We start from the raw sequence: 18,440 nt of genomic DNA on the forward strand, positions 1-18,440 counted from the left end.
TCTGTCCTTCAGTCTTCAGTCCTTCAGTCGGGGGCCGGCCCGGCGGGTCCCTCCGCCTTCGCCACGTCGAGTTCGACCGTCCGCTTCAGGTCCCGGTTGATGAAGATCGGAAACGTGTACCCGCCGTATTTCTGAAACGTCAGGTTGTTGATGCCCACGACGTGATTGAAGGTGGCCGCCTTCCCCGGCGGGGCCTGGACGGAGAAGCCGCCCGTCACCTTGAAGAGTTCCTGTCCGTCTTCGTCCATGCACCGGATCTCCAGCGCGTGCTGCCGGTCGGTTTCGGAGGGCTCGGCCCGGATCCTCAGGACCAGTTGCATGGACGGGTGGGTCACCGGCATGGCCCCGGCGTAGAGCGTGTCGAAGAGGCCCATGAGATTGAGCTTGCCATCGCTCGAGGTATTGGCGGCGTCGGCCAGTGTGGCCAGCACGATTTCCATTCGGCGGTTCTCCAGGGGGCGCACGGGTGCAAGGGGTTCGGCGGACTGGAAGTGTAACGGTTGGGGCGCCTCGGCGAATCCGGGGCGGGTGTCAGCCGAAGATGCCTCCCACGATTTCGAGGATCGCCTCGAACACGCTCCCCGCCGCCTCTCCCACGGCCTCGAGCGCGGCGGGCGCCGCTTCCGCCGCGCCCGCCACGGCGTGACCGGCGACGTGCGCGCCCACGAAGACGAGATCCGGCGCCCAGAAGAGCGTCTCGAACAGGACATCCGCGCCGGTGTCCGCGGTGCGCGCGACCGCGCCGTCGCGCCCCCGCCGCGCGACGAGCCGGTCCCTCTCCATCTCCCAGATCGCCTCAAGTTCATGGTGGTCGAACCACACGCCCTTGCACCGCTTGCACACATCGAGCGTGAGCGACGACGGGCTCACCTGCAGCATTCGCGTGTCGCAGGCCGGACAGTTCAGCCGCGTCTTCGCCCCGCAGGCGGCGCATTTCGGCGCGTCACGGTCGACGAAGGCGCGACACGTATGGCACTGGGCCCGGTGCCGCTCCTCCCGCGCCGGAATCCGCGCCCACAGCGACTCGGGCCGCTCGGAACGGAGGCGCTGCACCTCCCCCAACTCGAACCACATGCCGCCGCAACGGGCGCAATGGTCGAGCGTCAGCGGACCCGAGGCGTCTCCGGCCCCGGTCCCCAGAGATGTCTTCTCCATCTTGACCCCGAGGCAGACGGGGCACGGCCAGCGCGTCTCGCTCACGAGCACGGCCCTCCCGTCACGGCTCCAGAAGCCCGCGGGCGGTTTCCTTCTCCGACAGGTGCCGCACGTCGTGGAAGGTGTACACGAGCAGGCCCGAATCGGTGATCTCGATCTCGGCCATTTCCCGCGCCATCAGTTCGTTCAGAAGCTCCTCGGCCAGCGTCGTCGGCACCGCGAGTTCCCCGGCGACCTCGACCGCCGTCAGCCGCCCGCCGTGTCGCCCCGCCATCGTGAGGATCTCGGCCTCGAGGGTGTCGCGGCGGAGCTCTTCCCGCCGGCCTTCGATGCGGCGTCCGACCCCGAAGTGGCGCGCGAGGAGGAAGCTGCCGCCGGCGGCGGGCAGCCCGGCCGCGATGAAGAGCGCGAAGAGCGTCCTCAGCGCGAACGGATCGCTCGTCCGAAGGAACCCCACGAACACGAACAACGCCAGCGCCAGCAGAGCGACGCCTCCCACGCGGCCGCCCACGGCGTCAGCCCCCGACCGCGCTCACGCGGGGTCGCCCTCGTACACGAAGCGTTCGACCGCGCCGTGGATCCGCGACACGGTCACGTCGCTCGGCGGGAGCGTGAACCGGCTCACGACCCACGTCACGACGAAGTTCACCAACAGTCCCCACACGCCGCCGTGCAGGCCCAGAGGGTGGGGCACGAGGATGAGCGTGACGCACAGCGTCGTGAGGCCCGCCCCGATGCCCGCGATGACCCCGGCCTTCGTCGTGAGACGGCGGCTCGGGAAGCAGACGCCGAGGATCGCCGGCATCAGTTGCAGCGCCCCCGAGCCCGAGAGCGCCACGAGTTGCACGAGGAAATCGAACGTGCGCACGGAAAGGAAGTACCCGACGGCCAGGAGGGCCACGACGATGAGCCGGCCGATGAGGATGTAGTGATTCTGGCTCGCGCCGGTGCGAATGTAGCGCTGGTACACATCGCGCGTCAGCACCGTCATGTTCGCGTGCAGCATCGAGTCGAGCGTGGACATCGCCGCCGCCGTCGCGCCCGCCAGAATCGCGCCCGTGAGCCAGGGCGGGGCATACGCGAAAAGCATCTCCGGGAAGATCCGGTCGGGGATCGCGATGTCCGGCATCACGAGCGCGCCGCCCAGACCCACGAGCGCCGCCGGGATGTAGAGCGTCATGAGGTAGATCGGCGTCGTCGCGCCCAGCAGCTTGATCGTGCGGGCCGAAACCGCGGTGTAGTACCGGATGAGGAGGTGCGGCTGGAAGATGATCCCGAACGAGAGCACGACGATCATCCCGAACCACATCCCCGGCGTGAAGAAGCCCTCCGGCCCCGGCAGTGTGAGGAGGCCGGGGCGCTGTACCGCGACCTGCCGCCACAGCTCGAACGGTCCGCCGAAGAGCTTGAAGGCGAGGACCAGAGCGCCCGCCCACACGGCGATGTACATCCACACGCCCTGGATCACATCCGTCCAGTAGACCGCCCGCAGACCCCCCGCGATGAGATAGCCTGCGGCGACCACGAGCAGGATCAGCGTCCCCAGTTCGAACGAGATCCGATCGCCGGACGCGACCGACAGGATGTATCCCAGCCCCACCGCCTGGACCTGGATGTAGAGGATGGTGAACAGGACCGACACGATGGCGGTCACCACCCGCACCGCATCCGACTCGTAGAAGTCCGCCAGCAGGTCCGCCGGCGTGATGTAGCCGAACGTCTTCCCCAGCGCCCAGATCCGGCTCCCGAGCACGTAGGTGATCGCGCCGACGAGCACCGTCCACGCGCCCGCCGCCCAGAACCCGATCCCGTGCGTGTAGAAGAAGCCGCCGGAACCGAGGAAGGCGAACGCCGAATGGTAGGTGGCGACGACCGTCAGGTAGAGGACGATGAACCCGGCCTTGCGTCCGTAGAGGAGGAAGTCCTCCAGGTCCACGGACATGCGCCGGTTCGCGATCGCCCCGAGCACGATGGTCGCGAGCAGGTAGACGAAGATGAGGCCGGTCGCAACGACCCAGGCCTCCATCAGAGACCCCGCCTCTGCACCCGGATCAGAACGCCGATGAGAAGGACGTAGAAGACGAGCAGGTACACGTAGAGGAAGGGCATGCCCCCGATCCACGGCTCGACGCGGTTGCCGAGCCAGTACACGAGCGGTGGCTGCGTGAACGCGAACAGCACCAGAAAGAGGACGACGAGCCGGCGGCCCGTCGGCGTTCGCGGCAGAAAGTGCGACCGGAAGCGTGTCATGACCGCCAACCTAGCAGCCCGCTGCGGGGTTTTGCCACGGGCTGCCGACCGCTCGCCTGCGCCAGCGGCCAGCCGTGCGGGGCCGGCGTCAGCGGCCGGCGTCCTCGCCGACGATCGTCACGTCGAACCGGTCGAGCACGAGGTCGATCGGGTTCGCGATCGTGAGCCGGCCGTCGCCGGCGAAGAGCAGGGCGACCGGCTTGCGGTCGTCCGCGCCCGCGTTCCCGTCGCGGTCCAGATCGCGCGCCACGATCAGGGAGCCGGAATCGCCGCCCTTGCTGAAGTTGCAGCAGACCATGATCTGACCGACAAAGCGGGCCACCTGCGAACCGGCCGACCCGTAGGTCACGTTGATCGACGCGTTGACCGCCTCCACTTCCCCGACCGTGAGGCGCGTCGTCCGCCCGTACTTCTGGACCTGCAGCCCCGGCTTCGCCGCCATCGTCGTGCTTCGCGGCGACCCGTAGCCCCCCACCGGCGTCTCCGGCAGCACCTCGTCCGTGCGCGCGATCGCCGCATCGATCCGGTTGGACGCGAACGGCGACAGAGACACCGGCTCGAATGCCGCCAGCGTGGCGATCGCGTCTCCGGGATCCGCGCCGCCGTCCACGGGGCCCGGTTGCAGGAGATTGTCGCCCACCTGTCCCTCGCCGCCCGGCACGAACACGTGCCAGTTGCTGAGTGCGTATCGGCGCTCGCCATCGGTCACGACGGCGCCGATCGTACCCGCCGTGGAGCGTGTGTGCCCCGTGGACACGCCCATGGGCACCGGCCGATCGAAGCGTCCCGTGGGTACCGGTCCGTCGTCTCCTTCGTCCGCCGCCGTCGGAGCGACGGGTTCCGGCGGCAGAACGCGGAACGGGCCCGCCGGCGCGACGGCGACGGGGAAGAGACCGATCGCCTCCGGGATACTCTGGAGGCCACTGGGCCCCGGGGATGCGGCGGGGTCGACGAAGACCTTGATTGTCGGCATCCCCGCGTCGGTGAAGCCGATCCCCACGCCGACCACGCCCGGGACGGCGAGGAGCGTCGATTCGTAGTCGCTCTGAACCTGCATGGCGGCGGCGAGCAACTCCTGAGCGGAGAGGCCCGGGGGACGCAGCGGGGGCTGCGGCGGACGCGTGGGAAGTCGCGGGGGCGGCAGCGTCGGGGGCCGTACCGGCCAGGACGTCAGCGTCCAGTGAACGCCGACCCCCACGCACGTGACGACCGCGATGGTGATCGCAAGAACGAGGTTCCGGCGCGGGGTCATCGCCCGTCCTCTCCGCCCGTCACGCGCTGCCGGCCGATGGTAGCCCGTTCCCCTGCGTCCGGAACGGGCCCCCGCCGACCACCCGCACCGGGTGTCCGTCGTAGCGGTCCGGGATCGATTTCCGGGAAGAGGACCCGGAGAGGTAAACCTTCAGGCACGGGTCTCCGTTGTCGGCTCCGATGCCCACGGCGGACACGTCCTTGCGCGAAAGCAGCTTCTCGGCGAGTCGCTGCTGCGCATCTTCGATCGAGCGTTTCATGCGCCTCCTTACGAGAGCCTGGCTCCCGGAGTGTCGCTGTGACCGCAAATCGTCGCGCCGGCGGCGAAGGATCGCCGCTTCACGGAGTCTTCGCGAGCGGTCGGTGCCGGTAGACGATCCCGCCACGCATGACGAGCACCACATGCTCAAGGGCGCCGATATCCGCCGTCGGATCGCCCGCCACCGCGATCACGTCGGCTTCGAACCCCGGCGCGAGCGTGCCCACCGTCTCCTCGAGCTCCAGCGAAGCCGCCGCCAGGCTCGTGGCCGAGACGATCGCCTCCATCGGGTCCTGCCCGCCCTCACGCACCCGGTACGCCAGTTCCGTCCAGTTGCGCCCGTGCGCTCCGGCTACGGCGTCGGTCCCGAACACGATGTCGAGCCCCTCGACGTCGAGGGCCTCGCGGAAGGCGCCGAGCGCGGTCGGCACCGCCGCGCGCATCTGGCGGAACCCGTCTTCCGTGTAGTTCCCGATGCCCAGGTAGCGGTCCTGGTTCGCGAAGTAGTTCTCGAAGATCAGGTGCGTGTGCGGATCGTAGTAGAGACCGCGTTCGGCCAGGAGTTCGAGCGTCTCGCGGTCGAGAAGGGCGCCGTGCTCGATCTGCCGGCAGCCGGCGAGGGCCGAGCGCTGCGCGCTCTCGGGGCCGTGGGCGTGGACCACGGCGCGCAGTCCGTGCTCGCGGGCCCGGCCGCAGGCGGCGTCGAGCTGCTCCTGGCTCAGCGTGGGCGCGCCCCCGACCCTGATGCTGGCGGACCCGAAGATCTTGATCACGTCCGCGCCCGCCTCCGCCAGCGCGTCCACGCGGGCCCGGATCTCCTCCGGTCCGCCGCTCCCGGACGTGATGGGCCGGATCGAGGTCAGGACCCGCGGTCCCGGCAGCGATCCGCGCGCGATCGCGTCCCGGACCGGCACGTCCTCCGGTCCGCCCAGGCTCTGCACCGTCGTCACGCCGCTCGCGAGCATGTTCCAGGCGTTCTCCGCCGCGTACAGCACGCGATCCTCCGCCGTGTCCGTCGACTCCGCGCTGTGCAGCCGCCCCGTCTCCGCGTCGAAGTGCCAGCCGAGATGGACGTGGGTGTCGATGAGCCCCGGCAGCACGGTCGCCCCCGGGAGTTCATATACCACGGCGCCTTCCGTGGCCCCCTCGTCGGCGACGGCTTCGATCCGCCCGTCGCGCACCACGAGTTCCCGGCCCGTGAGCACGGCGCCGCGCCCGTCGAGGATCCGATCCGCACGGATCACCACCGCGTCGTCCGGACCCGCCGGCCGGAGACTCGAGGCGTCCTGTCCGGCCTCCGTCGCGCACCCGCTCGCGCCCGGGATCGCGAGGACCGCGATGGCGGCCGCTCGGGCCATCAGGGCCCTGTGGCTTCGCGTCGAATCAGTGGCGCATGGGGGCATGACATCCTCCGGAGCGTGAACAGGACACAGGATTCGAAGTCCCGGAGCGGGTTCAGAACACTAGTTGCTCGCGGTCGGCGCAGGTAGGATCACGCGACACCCACGGCCCCAGCCGCCCGACCCCGAGGAACCCATGTTGAACGTGATGAACAACTCCGGCCGCCGGCCGCGTCCCCCCCTGGCTCGCCTCGCCGTCTTCGTTTTCCTCATCGCGCCGACGCTCCCGGCCGCGCCCCTCGCCGGGCAGGATGACGCCCGGTCCGAAGTCTCCGCGATCCTCGATGCGCTCCACGACGCGGCCTCGGAGGCCGACTTCGACCGCTATTTCAGCCTCTACGCCGGCGAGTCCGTCTTCCTCGGCACCGACGCGACCGAGCGCTGGACGCGCGAAGAGTTCATGGACTACACGAGGGCCAGGTTCGACGCGGGCACGGGCTGGACCTACCACATGCTGGAGCGCCACATCGCCATCGCCCCCGGTGGGCGCACCGCCTGGTTCGACGAACGTCTCGAGAACGCCAACCTCGGCGAGACGCGCGGCAGCGGCGTGCTCGTGATGGAAGACGGGGGTTGGAAGATCGCGCAGTACAACCTCACGATCCCGATTCCCAACGAGATGGCGCGCGAGGTTGCCGAGCGGATCCGGGCGCTGACAGGCGGATGAGGCCGGCTCGAGCGGGACGGCGCCCGGGTCGTACGGGGCAGCCCCGCCCCGGCGGGCGGCTCCGGCTTCTACCGGCGGTCGGCTCCGGCTTCTACCGGCTACCGACCAGCGCGCCGCTGGCATCGATCGCGACCTCCAGCGGCGTCGGGGCTCCGAGAGGGGTCACCGTTTCCGAGCCGTTCGGCCAGCGCACCCACACGGCCGTCGGACTCGAGGCCGGATCCGCGGCGAGCCCCATGACCTGCACCGGGTCGTCCTGCGACCAGTAACCTCCGCCCGCGCGGACCTCGCGCAGCGGCCCGCGCCTCTCGCCGTACTCGATCCGGATCGCGCTGCCGATGGCGGCCGGATTCTCCTCGCTCCCTCTCAGCCGGACACGCAGCCCGGGCTTCGCGCCCCGGTTGCGGTACAGCTTCGTCCCGGCCCCGTTCTGGCTGATGAGCACGTCCACGCGCGCGTCGCCATCGTAGTCCGCGAAGGCCGCTCCACGCTGCTCGCCGTACACCGCGATGCCAGACCGCTGCCCCGGGACCGGCGTCAGCGCCCCCGTCCCGTCGCCTCGCAGCCACAGGCCGCGGCCCCCGTCGTTCCGGGCCGCTTCGCCGCGTAGCGCGAACAGGTTCTGGCTCAGGAAAACATCCTCGTGTCCGTCCCCGTCCAGGTCGGCCACCCCCGCGTGAAACGCCGGCGCCAACTGTGCTTCGCGCGGCAGCTCGAACGCCTCGAACGACCCCCCCTGGTTGATGAACACGGTGTGCGCCAGCGTCGTCGCCTCGACCGTCGGCAGGAGGTCCGCGGGCTGTTCCAGGATCTCGTTCACGCCCAACTGCCCGTAGTGCTCGAATCCCTGGATGCGGCCGCGAAGGAAGGGGAGGCTGCCCGCCAGCGTGAGGAGTCCCCGCACCGGCACCATCGAGCGCGTGAACTCGTCGTAGCGCGCTTCGATCACATCGCGGAAGCCATCGTTGTCCAGATCGGCGTGATAGGCGGTCGCCGGATGCTCCGGACTCGCGGTGAACTGCGAGTTGAGTCCCCGGTTGGAGGCGATGAGATCGGGCAGCCCGTCTTCGTTCAGGTCTCCCGTCGTCACCCCGTTCCACCACCCGGTCCGGGATTCGAGTCCGAAGGCGGCCGTCGCGTCCTCGAATCTTCCGTCGCGATTGAGGAGGAGCCGCACGGGTCCCCACTCGATGGCGAGCAGCAGATCCTGGTCTCCGTCCGCGTCCACATCGCTGAACACGGCGCCGGACACGAGGCCCACGTCGGTCAGGGCCGCCGCGTTCGATTCGTCGAGAACGTAGCGGCCGCCCTCGTTGAGGAAGAGGCGGGAGGTCGCCGCGGCCGGATACTGGCCGGGGATCACGCGGCCGCCCGCGAAGAGGTCGACATCGCCGTCCCCATCGTAGTCCGCCGCCGCGAGCGGGCCGGTGCTCGCCTCGGCCCCCGCGAGAGTCTGCGCCTCGCGGAGCGCCGTGCCAAAGGCCCGCAGGACCGTGGCCGAGGGGGCCGCCCGGTCGGCGCCGTCGTACGTCGCGGTCCCGACGATCACCGTGGCGCCGGCCCGGCCGGGGAGGACGAGGAGGCCCGTCTGGTCGCCCGGGGATGGCGCCGGCCCGGCCGCCCCGCCGCTACGCGCTCCCCGGTCCGGCGAGAACCCGCCCTCGCCGTCGCCGCGGAAGACCGAGAGGCCGGCGCCGCCTCCACCGCCGATCAGGGCCTCCGCGTCTCCGTCACCGTCGAGATCGCCCCACGCGACGCCCGGGCCGCCCTGTCCCAGGCGCCACGTGATGAGCGGCTGCTGCGCGAAGTCGTCGAACGCGTTCTCCCGGTGACGGTGCTCGAGCAACTCGGACACATCGTCGAACAGGGGCGTATCCGACTCCGCCGCCTTGGAAGCCGCCGCCGAAGCCGCCGCCGTGCCGCCGGCCGCCGGTTCCCGGATCTCGTAGATGCGGTTCGCGCGGACGCCCTCCACCCGGCTCGTCGTGCCGTCCCGCCAAACGACCTCGAGCGTCAGTTCCCCGTCGCCCGCCGCGAAGCTGGCCATCGCCTCCGAACCGGAGAGATACAGGCCTCCCGCGACGATCTCCTTCGTCTGCGCCGGCAACTCGCCCCCCGACAGGCGGACCCGCGCGCCGACCCCTGCCGTGTTGGGTCCCCGGCCGACGAGCCGCACCGCCACCCGCGGCGCCCGTCCCTGGTTCCGGTACACGCCCGCCGGCGCCAGCAGCCGGTTCGTGACGATGTCCAGGTCCCCGTCCCCGTCGAGATCCGCCGCGGCCATCCCGTGCGAGATGTCTTCGTCCCCCGCGAACCCCCACGCCTCTCCCACCTCCTCGAAGGTCAGGTCTCCGCGATTGCGGAAGGCGATGTTGGAGAGGCGCAGCGAAGGGAAGCCGAGGATCCGCTGCCGCCAGTCCATCGATCCGACGCGCTGCGCCGCGTCCTTGTCCATTGCGTCGTAGAAGTGGCCCGTCCCCACGAGCAGGTCCTCGTAGCCATCGAGATCCACGTCCACGAACGTGCTCCCCCACGACCAGCCCGACGCGTCGAGGCCCGCGAACTGCGCCGCTTCCGCGAAGGTGCCATCCCCCCGGCTCAGGTAGAGCGTGTTGCGCGGCGTCTGCGGCCGGTTATCGAACCGCCCCGCGAACTGCGGGTCGGCCTCCCCGCCGACCATCTGCTTCATGCGCAGTCGCTGCTCCCGGCTCAGCATCTCCACCACGAAGAAGTCCGTGAACCCGTCCCGGTCCACATCCGAGAAATCCACGCCCATGGAGGCGAAACTCGTGTTCCGCATGGCGAGCGGCGCGAGCATCCGGAAACCCCCGTCCCCATCGTTGATCCAGACGTGATCGGGGCTGTGAAAGTCGTTGCAGACGTACAGGTCCGGATCTCCGTCCCCGTCCATGTCCTGGAAACGGGCTGCGAGTCCCCATTCCATCGGCTCGGACTCCAGCGGCCGGCCCTCCTCGTCGAGGAACGCGCCCTCCGTCCACGGCACCGGCGTGAACCGTCCCGTCCCGTCGTTCAGGTAGAGCCGGTCGGGCTCCGCCAGTTCGAGCCGGGGGACCATCCCTTCCTGGACCTCTCCGAGCGTGAAGTGCTCCCGCCACTCGGGGAGAAGCTCGAACCCGTCCTCCGTCTGCCGGTAGATGTTGCTCGGCTGGAGGACCTCGGGCGGGAAGAGATCCTGCACCGTCGCGACCTTGTTGTTCACCACGTACAGGTCGAGGTCCCCGTCCCCGTCGATGTCGGCGAGCGTCATCGACATGCTCCCGAGCGTCGAGGTGAGCCCCGCCGCCTCCGTCCCGTCCGTGAAACGTCCCGTCCCGTCGTTCAGGTAGAGCGCGTTCGGCCCCCCGAGCGCGTTGACGAGCAGGTCGAGATCTCCGTCCCCGTCCACATCCGCGAACACGGCTCCCGTCGAGAAGCGGTCCGCCGCCGCGACCCCCGCCTCCTCGGCGATGTCCTCGAAGCGCCAGCCGCCCAGATTCCGGTAGAGCCGGTTCGGCCCGTCCATCCCGGCGAAGTAGAGATCGACGCGGCCGTCGTCGTCCACGTCCCCCGCCGCGACGCCGGACCCGTTCAGGTAGTGGCTGTTGTCGATGTACTGCTCTTCGGTCACCACGTTCTCGAACGAGATCCCGGTTTCCGAAGGGTCGAGTCGCTCGAACCCCGGCTCGTCCTCACCCGACACCCGAAGCTCGGCCCAGCGGTATCCGCCCTCCTCGACCCAGTCCGGCGCTCCCGGTCCGCACCCGCCGAAGAGCGCGGCGGCCGCCAACAGCGCGACGCGGAGGAAGGGCCGGTCGTCGTGATGAGTGTCGGGCATGCGCCTCGCGAGGGTTCGGGATCGACTCGCTCCGTCCTGCACCAGACACAACGCGCGAGCGGGCTGTATCATATCACCTGCAAACGTCACGGGAATGCGCGGCGGCCGCCGCCAACCGGAGGAGGATCGTCACATGAAGCCGAGGTTCATCGCCGCTCTCGTCGTCGCCGGAGTGCTGGCCCCCGCAGGTCTGTTCGCCCAGGATGGCGGCGTCTCGGATGCCGGCGGGATCCACGAAGCGCCGCCGGTCCCCGCGGGGACGGATCCGATCACCATCCGGGACGAGATTCTCGACCATTTCCAGCGCTCCAGCCGCAAGATCTCGGAACTCGCGCGCGTGATGCCCGCCGAGAAGTTCTCGTGGGCGCCCGGCGAGGGGGTGATGCAGGTGGGCGAAGTCTACATGCACATCGCCCGCTACAACTTCATGTACCTCGACGAGAACCTGGGGATCGCGCCCCCGAACGGCTTCGACTACGCGGACATCGAGTCGATCCGCGACAAGGACAGGGTGCGCGAGATCCATGAGATGTCCGTCCGCCATGTCATGGAGCAGGTGGGCGCGCTCACCGAGGCGAAACTCGACGGGCAGACCGAACTCTACGGCCGCACCGTGCAGGGCTGGGCCGTGCTCCTGCAGCTGGTCTCGCACATGAACGAACACGTGGGGCAGTCCGTCTCCTACGCCCGCATGAACGGCATCGTTCCCCCGTGGTCCCGCTGACGATACGGCGGGGTCTCGACGGGGGGCGCATGGAGTAGTCATAGGCCATGATCAACGCGATTCGCCGCAGTTCGAGGGCGGCGGTCCCGGTCGCCGTGCTGGCGGCGCTCGCTGGCTGTCGGTACACGACGGATCCGGCCGACATGCCCGTCACGGGGAACTGGCTCGGCCACATCCCGCGCCTCGATGGCGGGCTGGCCTGGGAGTTCCGGCTGCATGAGGACGGGTTGGGCAACGTCTCCGGCACCGTCAGCCGAACGGATTTCGTCCGGATCCCCGCGCCGAGCGAAACCGTATCCCCCGGCACCGTGGAAGGCGTCCACGCCTCGTCCGAAGTCAGGCTGATTCTCGACTACGGATCGTATTCCGAGGCCTATGAGGGGCGCTTCCGGTCCGACGACCGCATCGAGGGCTTCATCGTTCGCGGCACGGTCGTGCGGAATATCGGCACCCTGGAACTCAGACGGATCGCTCGGGGCTCCGACGATACGGCCGACGGCGCCACAATCCCCGCCAACGGGGGTATCACGTCGGGCAACTGAACACGTGACCGCGCGACCCACACCGCACGGGTTTCTCGCATGGACCGTCAGCACTGTTCAAATCGGACGATTCTCGTCACCGGGGCGAGTGGCTATGTCGGGGGCCGCCTCGTCCCGGCGCTCGAGGAGCGCGGCGAACGGATCCGCTGTCTCGCCCGTAACCCCGGGTACCTCGCCACCCGGTTCTCGAGTCGGACGGAGGTCATCGCGGGCGACGTGCTGGATCCCGATTCGCTCGTCGCGGCTCTCACCGGCGTAGATGCGGCCTACTACCTCGTCCATTCGATGGGATCGCGGGCCGGCTTCGAGGAGCAGGACCGCATCGGCGCCCGCAATTTCGCCCGCGCCGCGCGGGAGCGGGGCGTACGCCGGGTGATCTATCTCGGCGGTCTGATCGGCGACGGCGAGTTGTCGCCCCACCTCGCGAGCCGTCTCGAAGTCGGCCGCATCCTCGCGTCCGAAGGGCCGCCGACGCTGGAGTTCCGCGCCTCCATCATCATCGGATCGGGGTCGCTCTCCTTCGAACTGCTGCGGAGTCTGGTCAACAAGCTGCCGGCCATGGTCACGCCGCGGTGGGTGCGGACGCCGGCGCAACCCATCGCGATCGATGATGTCATCGCCTACCTGACCCGCGGACTCGATCTGGACGACGAGGGCAGCGCCGTGTTCGAGATCGGCGGGCCCCGGCAGGTCACCTACGGCGAGTTGATGCAGGAATACGCTCGCCAGATCGGTGTCCGCCGCGTCATGATTCCGGTTCCCCTCCTCAGTCCGCGGCTCTCGAGCCTGTGGCTCGGCCTTGTGACGCCCGTGTACGCGCGCGTGGGCCGGAAGCTCATCACCAGCCTCCGCAACGAGACGGTCGTTCGCGACGACGCGGTTCTGGAGCGCTTTCCGGTTCGTCCCCTTGGGGTGGGCGAGGCGATCGCCCGCGCGCTGCGAGACGAAGACAGGGAGATGGCCCGGACCCGTTGGAGCGACGCCGTGTCTTCGAGTGGCCGGGGACCGCTCTGGGGCGGAAAACGGTTCGGTTCGCGGATCGTTGACCGGCAACAGGCCGAGGTCCCGGCCGAGGCGGCGCGTGCTTTCGCCCCGATCCAGCGCATCGGCGGCTCCCGGGGGTGGTACTTCGCGAACTGGCTGTGGGGGCTGCGGGGCGCCGCGGACCTGCTCGCAGGCGGCGTCGGCATGCGCCGCGGCCGGCGGCATCCGGTCGACATTCGGCCGGGAGACCCGCTCGATTTCTGGCGCGTCGAGGCCTTCGAGCCCGACCGCCTCCTGCGTCTGCAGGCCGAGATGAAGGTGCCCGGCCGCGCCTGGCTGCAGTTCGAGGTGGAACCCGCGGGGGACGGAAGCCGCGTCACGCAGACCGCCGTCTTCGACCCCCTCGGTCTGGGTGGATTGCTCTACTGGTACGGCCTGTACCCCATCCACTGGCTGATCTTCCGCGGCATGCTGCGGGGAATCCTGCGGGCGACCGGCGTCGGCTGGCAAAACTTGCAATCAGCCGACGGGTAAACTTGCAATCAGCCGGTAAGTAACCTTACAATTAGCCGACGTCAAAACTTGCAATCAGCCGAAGTCGTGCGCCCGGATTCCGCGATGCCCGAACCGACCTTCTATCCGCGACTCATCGAACCCCGCCTCGCTGAGGCGCTCGAGGACTCGCCGGTCGTCCTCATCCACGGCCCCCGGCAGTGCGGCAAGACGACACTTGCCCAGTACCGCTATGCGCCAGCGTATCTCACGTGGCGCGGCGAAGAGCTTCATTGGCGCGGAAAGCCGCTGAGTTGGGGAGTATCACCCGAACACCGGGACTACGTATACATCAGCTTCGATGATGACATCGCGAGGGCGGGTGCGCGGTCGGATCCCGCCGGGTTCGTTGCCGACCTCCCGGAGCGCGTCATTCTGGACGAAATCCAGCTCGTTCCCGAACTGTTTCCTGCCATCAAGCTCGATGTCGACCGCAACCGGGTCCCCGGCCGATTCATACTTGCCGGCTCCACCAACGTTCTGCTCCTGCCGGCACTCTCCGAGTCCCTCGCCGGTCGGCTCCAGATCGTCCGACTCCATCCTCTGTCCCGGTATGAACTGGCGGCGCGGCGCTCCCTCGTTGAACCGGATCCGGGGAGGCGGTTTCTGCCCGCCCTGTTCGAGGGTGGGTTCAAGATCCTTCAGGCCGAGCGGCTCGGTTCGCGACTGGCCGAACTCATCGTCGCGGGCGGGTTCCCACGGGCGCTGGCGCGGCCCACCCCGCGTCGACAGGCCAACTGGTATCGCGACTACGTTGAGACACTGGTCCAGCGCGATGTCCGCGACCTTGCCCGCATAAGATCGCTTGAGACCCTGCCGCCACTACTGCGCGCCGCCGCTTCGCAGACGGCCCGACTCTTCAATCTCGCCGACTTGGCCGCGCCGTTCCAACTCAGCCGCCCCACGATCGGGGAGTATGTGACCCTGCTCGAGCGCCTGTTTCTGCTCGAGACACTCTCGCCCTGGCACAGCAATCGTCTGAGCCGACTGGTCAAGACCCCAAAACTCCACCTCTGCGATACCGGCGTCGCAGCGGCGCTTCTCGGCCTCGACCCCGAGCAGTTGAACAAGGATCGGCCCCTTCTGGGTCAACTCCTTGAGACCTTCGTCCTCCAGGAGCTGCGAAGGCAGAGCAGTTGGCAGGACGCACCCATGGAGTTCTACCATTTCCGGGATAGAGACGGCGTAGAAGTGGACATCGTGATGGAACAGGGCGCTCACGCCATTTCCGGGGTGGAAGTCAAGGCAGCCGCGACGGTCAGGAGCAGCGATTTCCGCGGGCTTCGAAAACTGAAGGGCGTCACGGGAGACCGCTTCCGTCACGGAGTCGTGCTCTACGACGGAGAAACCACCGTCCCGTTCGGAGACGGCCTCTACGCTGTCCCGATCCGGAGGCTCTGGGCTACGAACTGACCCCGTTGAACCTCGACCGAATGCCCGGATGAACGACCAGGAGTCCGTATGACCGACCGCTCCGAAACAGACATCATGACGCTGATCGCCCGCGCACCGTGGCGAGAGGCGGTGACGTATCGCGACACGTGGCCGCACCAGTACGTCGTCAGCAAGAAGCACGGGCAGCAGGAACTCCTCGCTGCCTTCTGCAAACGGATCGGGCGGGGCGAGGGCGTCACGTGTCATTTCTTCCATCAGACACGCCAGTACCTGTTCCTGGGCGAATACAAGTACTGGACGATGACGGAATGCGCGGACATCGACCCGGACGGTGACTACGTCCTGAACCGCGCTCTTCTCTACCGGGACCGCCGCGATTTCGCGATCCGGCACGGCGACACCGGCAAGCGCGATGAGTGAGGCGGCGGCTGCTACGGGAGCCGGTTAACCCCCCAGCCGTCGAATACGGCGTCGGTCGATACAATCGACAGGTCGCGCCGGAGGGCCTGCGAGGCGAGCATCCGATCGAACGGATCACGATGTGGTCCGGGCAGATGTCCGGCTCGCGCGGCGTCGGCAACGCTGATGGCCATCTCTTCAAAGCCCTGTGCGACGATGTGACCGGCGATGTCGAGCGCTATGGCTTCGCACCCCGGCAACCTTCCGATCCGGTACTTCGTGGCGATTTCCCAGGCCGATGCCGCGCTGACCAGGATCCGGTTGTCCTCGTCGGCGATGCGCGAGCGTGCCGTGTCGGACAGCCGCTCGCTGTCCGAGATCCACCACAGGAACGCATGCGTGTCCAGCAGGAGACGCACCGCTACCTGCCTTCCCAGGCCGCCAGCTCCTCTTCCGGCAGCGGGTCGAAGAAGCTGTCGGGAACGGCGATTGTGCCCTTCAGCACATCCGGCTGGCGCTTGCCGGGGGGCTTGCAGGCTACGAGCCGCGCCACCGGTTCGCCGCGCCGGGCGATCACGACATCCTCGCCCGCCTCGACCTGCGCCAGCAGTCTCGAGAGCTGCGTCTTGGCTTCGTGGACGTTCACAACGCGCGTCATCTTTCCCCCGGAACCGGTGTCTTAGCTAGAAACTTAGCTATATCGCGATGGCGGTCAAACCTCCCCGGTGTTCCGGGAAACCGGGCGAGGGTCGGCCCCGCGTGGGGTCGAGCGTGGTTCCCTCCACGGGGCGGACCTTGCAGGTTGCTCCGCCCATCGGGCATCAACGCCCGGAGGCGGATTACACACTCACCCGGAGTTTCTCATGATTGCTCAACAGACCCTCATGCAGTTCGACCACATCGTGACGGGCTGTCGCGCCACGCTGGAAGCCGTGCCGGATGACCGCCTCGACTGGCGTCCGCACGAGAAGTCGTGGACCCTCGGCGAGTTGGCGACCCACGTCGCGATGATCCCGAACTGGACTGTGGCGTCGCTGACCATGTCCGAGTTCGACGTCGCTCCGGAGGGCGGTGGCCCGCCGCAGAATCCCGTACTCACGTCTTCGGCCGAACTCGTTGCGGCGCTCGACCAGAGTGCGGCCGCGGCCCGGGAGACGATCGAGGCCACTTCGGACGAGACCTTCGCCGGGACGTGGACGCTGAAAGTGGCGGGCGAGGATCGCTTCACGATGCCCAAGGCGGTCGTGGTCCGGAGCTTCGTCCTCGACCACCTGATCCACCACCGGGCGCAACTGGGCGTCTACCTTCGGCTTCTTGACGTGCCGGTGCCCCAGATGTTCGGGCCCACGGCGGACTATCCGGATATGTGACGGGAAGGAGCGGCGCCACGGGCGGCGGCGCGGTCAGTCCAGCAGCTTCAGCCAACTCCGCAGTTCGCCCGCCTTGTCGGCCTGGCGGCTGATCGACTCGCGGTTCACGTCGTTCAACTCGGTGGGACCGCGAGCCGGCATGGCCCCCAACTCTTCCGCGACGGCGTACGCCTCCTCGGCGTTCTTGAGGGCATCGACGAAGGCCCCGGCCGCCCGGTGTACCAGGGCGGCGGCGTCCGCCTTCGATTCCCGGGCCACGTCCAGCCGCTCCTCCGCCCTCTTCACCGCGAGCGTGGCGTTGGCCAGCGCCCGGTACGCCGCGTCGTACGCCTCTTCCCTGGACATCGCCTTCCTGTAGGCGTCGAGGGCCCTCTTCGCCGGATCCTTCATCTCGCGTCCCCTTTGACGGTGCCGCCTGCGACCGGACCACCGCGGGGAAGATAGCGCGCGAACTCGGCCGGCGGACACCTCCAAGCGGAGTTTTCTACCGGAACCGGCTTCGGTCGATGCCGGGGATGACGCGGAGCGCGTTCTCGAAGTACACCTTGCGCAGGACCTCATCCGGGAGGTCGAGGCCGTACATGCGCCAGAAGGCGTGGTACTTCCGGTAGTAGGGGAAGTACTCGTCCGCGGTCTCCAGCACACGGAAGTACGTGGGGTACTCGTCCGGCGCCCAGGAATCCTTCCCCATCAGAATCCGGTCCCGGTACTCGATGAAGAACTCGCGGGCGAAGCGCGGCTGTCGGCCCGGCTCGTAGATCACCGCCCCCAGCCCGACGTTCATGTTGGGGATCTCGTCCAGTAGGCGCCCGAGACGGCCGAGATCGTGGCCGAGCCACGCGAGGTGGGCGGCGATGAAGGTCGTCTCCGGATTCCGGCGGAACATGTTCAACTGTTCGCCCAGCACCTGTTCGAAGGAGGGTGGGCCGCTCTGCCGGCGGCGGGGCCGCAGGCGAAGCTCGAGCCAGCGCTCGTTGCGCTCGTCCATCGGCTCCCAGAACTCCGCCGGGTCCGCCGAGTGGATGAGGACGGGGATGCCGAGTTCCCCCGCCTTCGCCCAGATCGGATCGAGACGGGCGTCGTCCACCGGGACGCGCTGTCCGGCCGCGTCGGTGATCCACAGTCCGAGGCTCTTGAAGATCTTGAGGCCGCGAGCGCCGGCTGCGACATCGGCCTCGAGACGGGCCGCGGCGAGCGCCCCGAATTCGGGGTCCGCGATATCGCTGAAGTCGACGTTCGCGAACACGACGAAACGGCCGGGATACGCCGCCTCGAAGGCCTCGACCTGCCGCGCGAGCTGCGTGCCGGACCCCCCGCTCAGATTCACGCCGACGGCAAGGTTGAGTGCGTCCATGTCGCGCACGAGCTGATCCATCTGAGCTCGGGGCATCAGCCCGTTGAGGTGCAGGTGGACGTCCACGAAGGGGAAGGCGGCGCGCGAGACCGGGTTTTCCGGCACGACGAGCGTCGAGCGAGGGTCGTACGCCTCGACGGTCATCGGCGGGGATGCGTCGGGGGGTACGGGCGGCGGGCCGCGCCGCGCCTGGGCCTCGACCACGGCCGGGGTCCCGACTGGCCACACGCCGCCCAGCATGACCGCGATCAGCGCTGCCGTTCGTCCATCCCTCATCCCTGTATCTCCATCCTGTATCTCCTT

The 18,440-nt window shown here is 68.8% G+C and carries 20 protein-coding genes; 7 read left to right on the top strand and 13 right to left on the bottom strand.

Annotated features, from left to right (window positions below):
* Positions 1-23 precede the first annotated feature (23 nt).
* The 8 genes from ACOGXI_RS12330 to ACOGXI_RS12365 all read right to left on the bottom strand — a co-directional run bounded on the left by ACOGXI_RS12330 (position 24) and on the right by ACOGXI_RS12365 (position 6,273).
* Positions 24-440 (bottom strand): DUF6941 family protein, encoded by a 417-nt coding sequence (locus ACOGXI_RS12330; protein ID WP_419939142.1) that lies wholly within the window; start codon positions 438-440, stop codon positions 24-26.
* A gap of 91 nt (positions 441-531) precedes the next feature.
* Positions 532-1,200 (bottom strand): zf-TFIIB domain-containing protein, encoded by a 669-nt coding sequence (locus ACOGXI_RS12335; RefSeq protein WP_419939143.1) that lies wholly within the window; start codon positions 1,198-1,200, stop codon positions 532-534.
* 16 nt (positions 1,201-1,216) lie between these two features.
* A complete protein-coding gene (locus ACOGXI_RS12340) occupies positions 1,217-1,666 on the bottom strand; it encodes a hypothetical protein (protein WP_419939144.1) in 450 nt (149 codons plus the stop codon).
* A gap of 21 nt (positions 1,667-1,687) precedes the next feature.
* Positions 1,688-3,181 (bottom strand): sodium:solute symporter family protein, encoded by a 1,494-nt coding sequence (locus ACOGXI_RS12345; protein WP_419939145.1) that lies wholly within the window; start codon positions 3,179-3,181, stop codon positions 1,688-1,690.
* Positions 3,181-3,405 carry a hypothetical protein gene (locus ACOGXI_RS12350; RefSeq protein ID WP_419939146.1) on the bottom strand — a complete coding sequence of 75 codons (225 nt, stop codon included), beginning with the start codon at positions 3,403-3,405 and terminating at the stop codon, positions 3,181-3,183. The genes ACOGXI_RS12345 and ACOGXI_RS12350 overlap by 1 nt, the downstream gene beginning before the upstream one ends.
* A gap of 88 nt (positions 3,406-3,493) precedes the next feature.
* The gene (locus ACOGXI_RS12355) at positions 3,494-4,657 is read right to left on the bottom strand and encodes a hypothetical protein (RefSeq protein ID WP_419939147.1); all 1,164 of its coding nucleotides are present in this window, start codon (positions 4,655-4,657) and stop codon (positions 3,494-3,496) included.
* 19 nt (positions 4,658-4,676) lie between these two features.
* Entirely contained in the window at positions 4,677-4,916 is a 240-nt protein-coding gene (locus ACOGXI_RS12360) for a hypothetical protein (RefSeq protein ID WP_419939148.1), read from the bottom strand.
* Positions 4,917-4,995: 79 nt separating this feature from the next.
* Entirely contained in the window at positions 4,996-6,273 is a 1,278-nt protein-coding gene (locus ACOGXI_RS12365) for an amidohydrolase family protein (protein ID WP_419939149.1), read from the bottom strand.
* Between the two features lie 178 nt (positions 6,274-6,451).
* Between ACOGXI_RS12365 and ACOGXI_RS12370 the strand changes: the two genes are divergently transcribed.
* Entirely contained in the window at positions 6,452-6,982 is a 531-nt protein-coding gene (locus ACOGXI_RS12370) for a nuclear transport factor 2 family protein (protein WP_419939150.1), read from the top strand.
* 91 nt (positions 6,983-7,073) lie between these two features.
* On the opposite strand, the gene ACOGXI_RS12375 is transcribed toward ACOGXI_RS12370, so the two are convergent.
* On the bottom strand, positions 7,074-10,817 hold the full coding sequence (locus tag ACOGXI_RS12375; protein ID WP_419939151.1) for an FG-GAP-like repeat-containing protein: 3,744 nt from the start codon (positions 10,815-10,817) through the stop codon (positions 7,074-7,076).
* Between the two features lie 133 nt (positions 10,818-10,950).
* On the opposite strand from ACOGXI_RS12375, the gene ACOGXI_RS12380 reads away from it, so the two are divergent.
* The 5 genes from ACOGXI_RS12380 to ACOGXI_RS12400 all read left to right on the top strand — a co-directional run bounded on the left by ACOGXI_RS12380 (position 10,951) and on the right by ACOGXI_RS12400 (position 15,434).
* Complete coding sequence (locus ACOGXI_RS12380; protein WP_419939152.1) at positions 10,951-11,541, top strand: DinB family protein; 591 nt, start codon at positions 10,951-10,953, stop codon at positions 11,539-11,541.
* Between the two features lie 47 nt (positions 11,542-11,588).
* On the top strand, positions 11,589-12,083 hold the full coding sequence (locus tag ACOGXI_RS12385; RefSeq protein WP_419939153.1) for a hypothetical protein: 495 nt from the start codon (positions 11,589-11,591) through the stop codon (positions 12,081-12,083).
* 39 nt (positions 12,084-12,122) lie between these two features.
* Positions 12,123-13,601, top strand: coding sequence for an SDR family oxidoreductase (locus tag ACOGXI_RS12390; RefSeq protein WP_419939154.1), 1,479 nt, complete (start codon positions 12,123-12,125; stop codon positions 13,599-13,601).
* Positions 13,602-13,685: 84 nt separating this feature from the next.
* The gene (locus ACOGXI_RS12395; protein ID WP_419939155.1) at positions 13,686-15,032 is read left to right on the top strand and encodes an ATP-binding protein; all 1,347 of its coding nucleotides are present in this window, start codon (positions 13,686-13,688) and stop codon (positions 15,030-15,032) included.
* A 48-nt stretch (positions 15,033-15,080) separates the two neighbouring features.
* Positions 15,081-15,434 carry a hypothetical protein gene (locus ACOGXI_RS12400; RefSeq protein ID WP_419939156.1) on the top strand — a complete coding sequence of 118 codons (354 nt, stop codon included), beginning with the start codon at positions 15,081-15,083 and terminating at the stop codon, positions 15,432-15,434.
* An 11-nt stretch (positions 15,435-15,445) separates the two neighbouring features.
* Here the strand turns inward: ACOGXI_RS12400 and ACOGXI_RS12405 are convergent, their stop codons facing one another.
* Together ACOGXI_RS12405 and ACOGXI_RS12410 are read right to left on the bottom strand one after the other, a co-directional pair.
* Positions 15,446-15,832: a type II toxin-antitoxin system VapC family toxin gene (locus tag ACOGXI_RS12405; protein WP_419939157.1), complete on the bottom strand. Its 387-nt coding sequence runs from the start codon at positions 15,830-15,832 to the stop codon at positions 15,446-15,448.
* A gap of 2 nt (positions 15,833-15,834) precedes the next feature.
* Positions 15,835-16,071, bottom strand: a complete 237-nt coding sequence (locus ACOGXI_RS12410) for a type II toxin-antitoxin system Phd/YefM family antitoxin (RefSeq protein ID WP_419939158.1) — start codon at positions 16,069-16,071, stop codon at positions 15,835-15,837.
* Positions 16,072-16,276: 205 nt separating this feature from the next.
* Here ACOGXI_RS12410 and ACOGXI_RS12415 point away from each other — a divergent pair, with 205 nt between their 5' ends.
* Positions 16,277-16,783, top strand: coding sequence for a DinB family protein (locus ACOGXI_RS12415; RefSeq protein WP_419939159.1), 507 nt, complete (start codon positions 16,277-16,279; stop codon positions 16,781-16,783).
* 33 nt (positions 16,784-16,816) lie between these two features.
* On the opposite strand, the gene ACOGXI_RS12420 is transcribed toward ACOGXI_RS12415, so the two are convergent.
* Complete coding sequence (locus tag ACOGXI_RS12420; protein ID WP_419939160.1) at positions 16,817-17,173, bottom strand: hypothetical protein; 357 nt, start codon at positions 17,171-17,173, stop codon at positions 16,817-16,819.
* 94 nt (positions 17,174-17,267) lie between these two features.
* The gene (locus ACOGXI_RS12425; protein ID WP_419939161.1) at positions 17,268-18,413 is read right to left on the bottom strand and encodes an amidohydrolase family protein; all 1,146 of its coding nucleotides are present in this window, start codon (positions 18,411-18,413) and stop codon (positions 17,268-17,270) included.
* Between the last annotated feature and the right edge of the window lie 27 nt (positions 18,414-18,440).

The organism is Candidatus Palauibacter sp. (assembly GCF_965208055.1).
Classification (GTDB): Bacteria; Gemmatimonadota; Gemmatimonadetes; order Palauibacterales; family Palauibacteraceae; genus Palauibacter.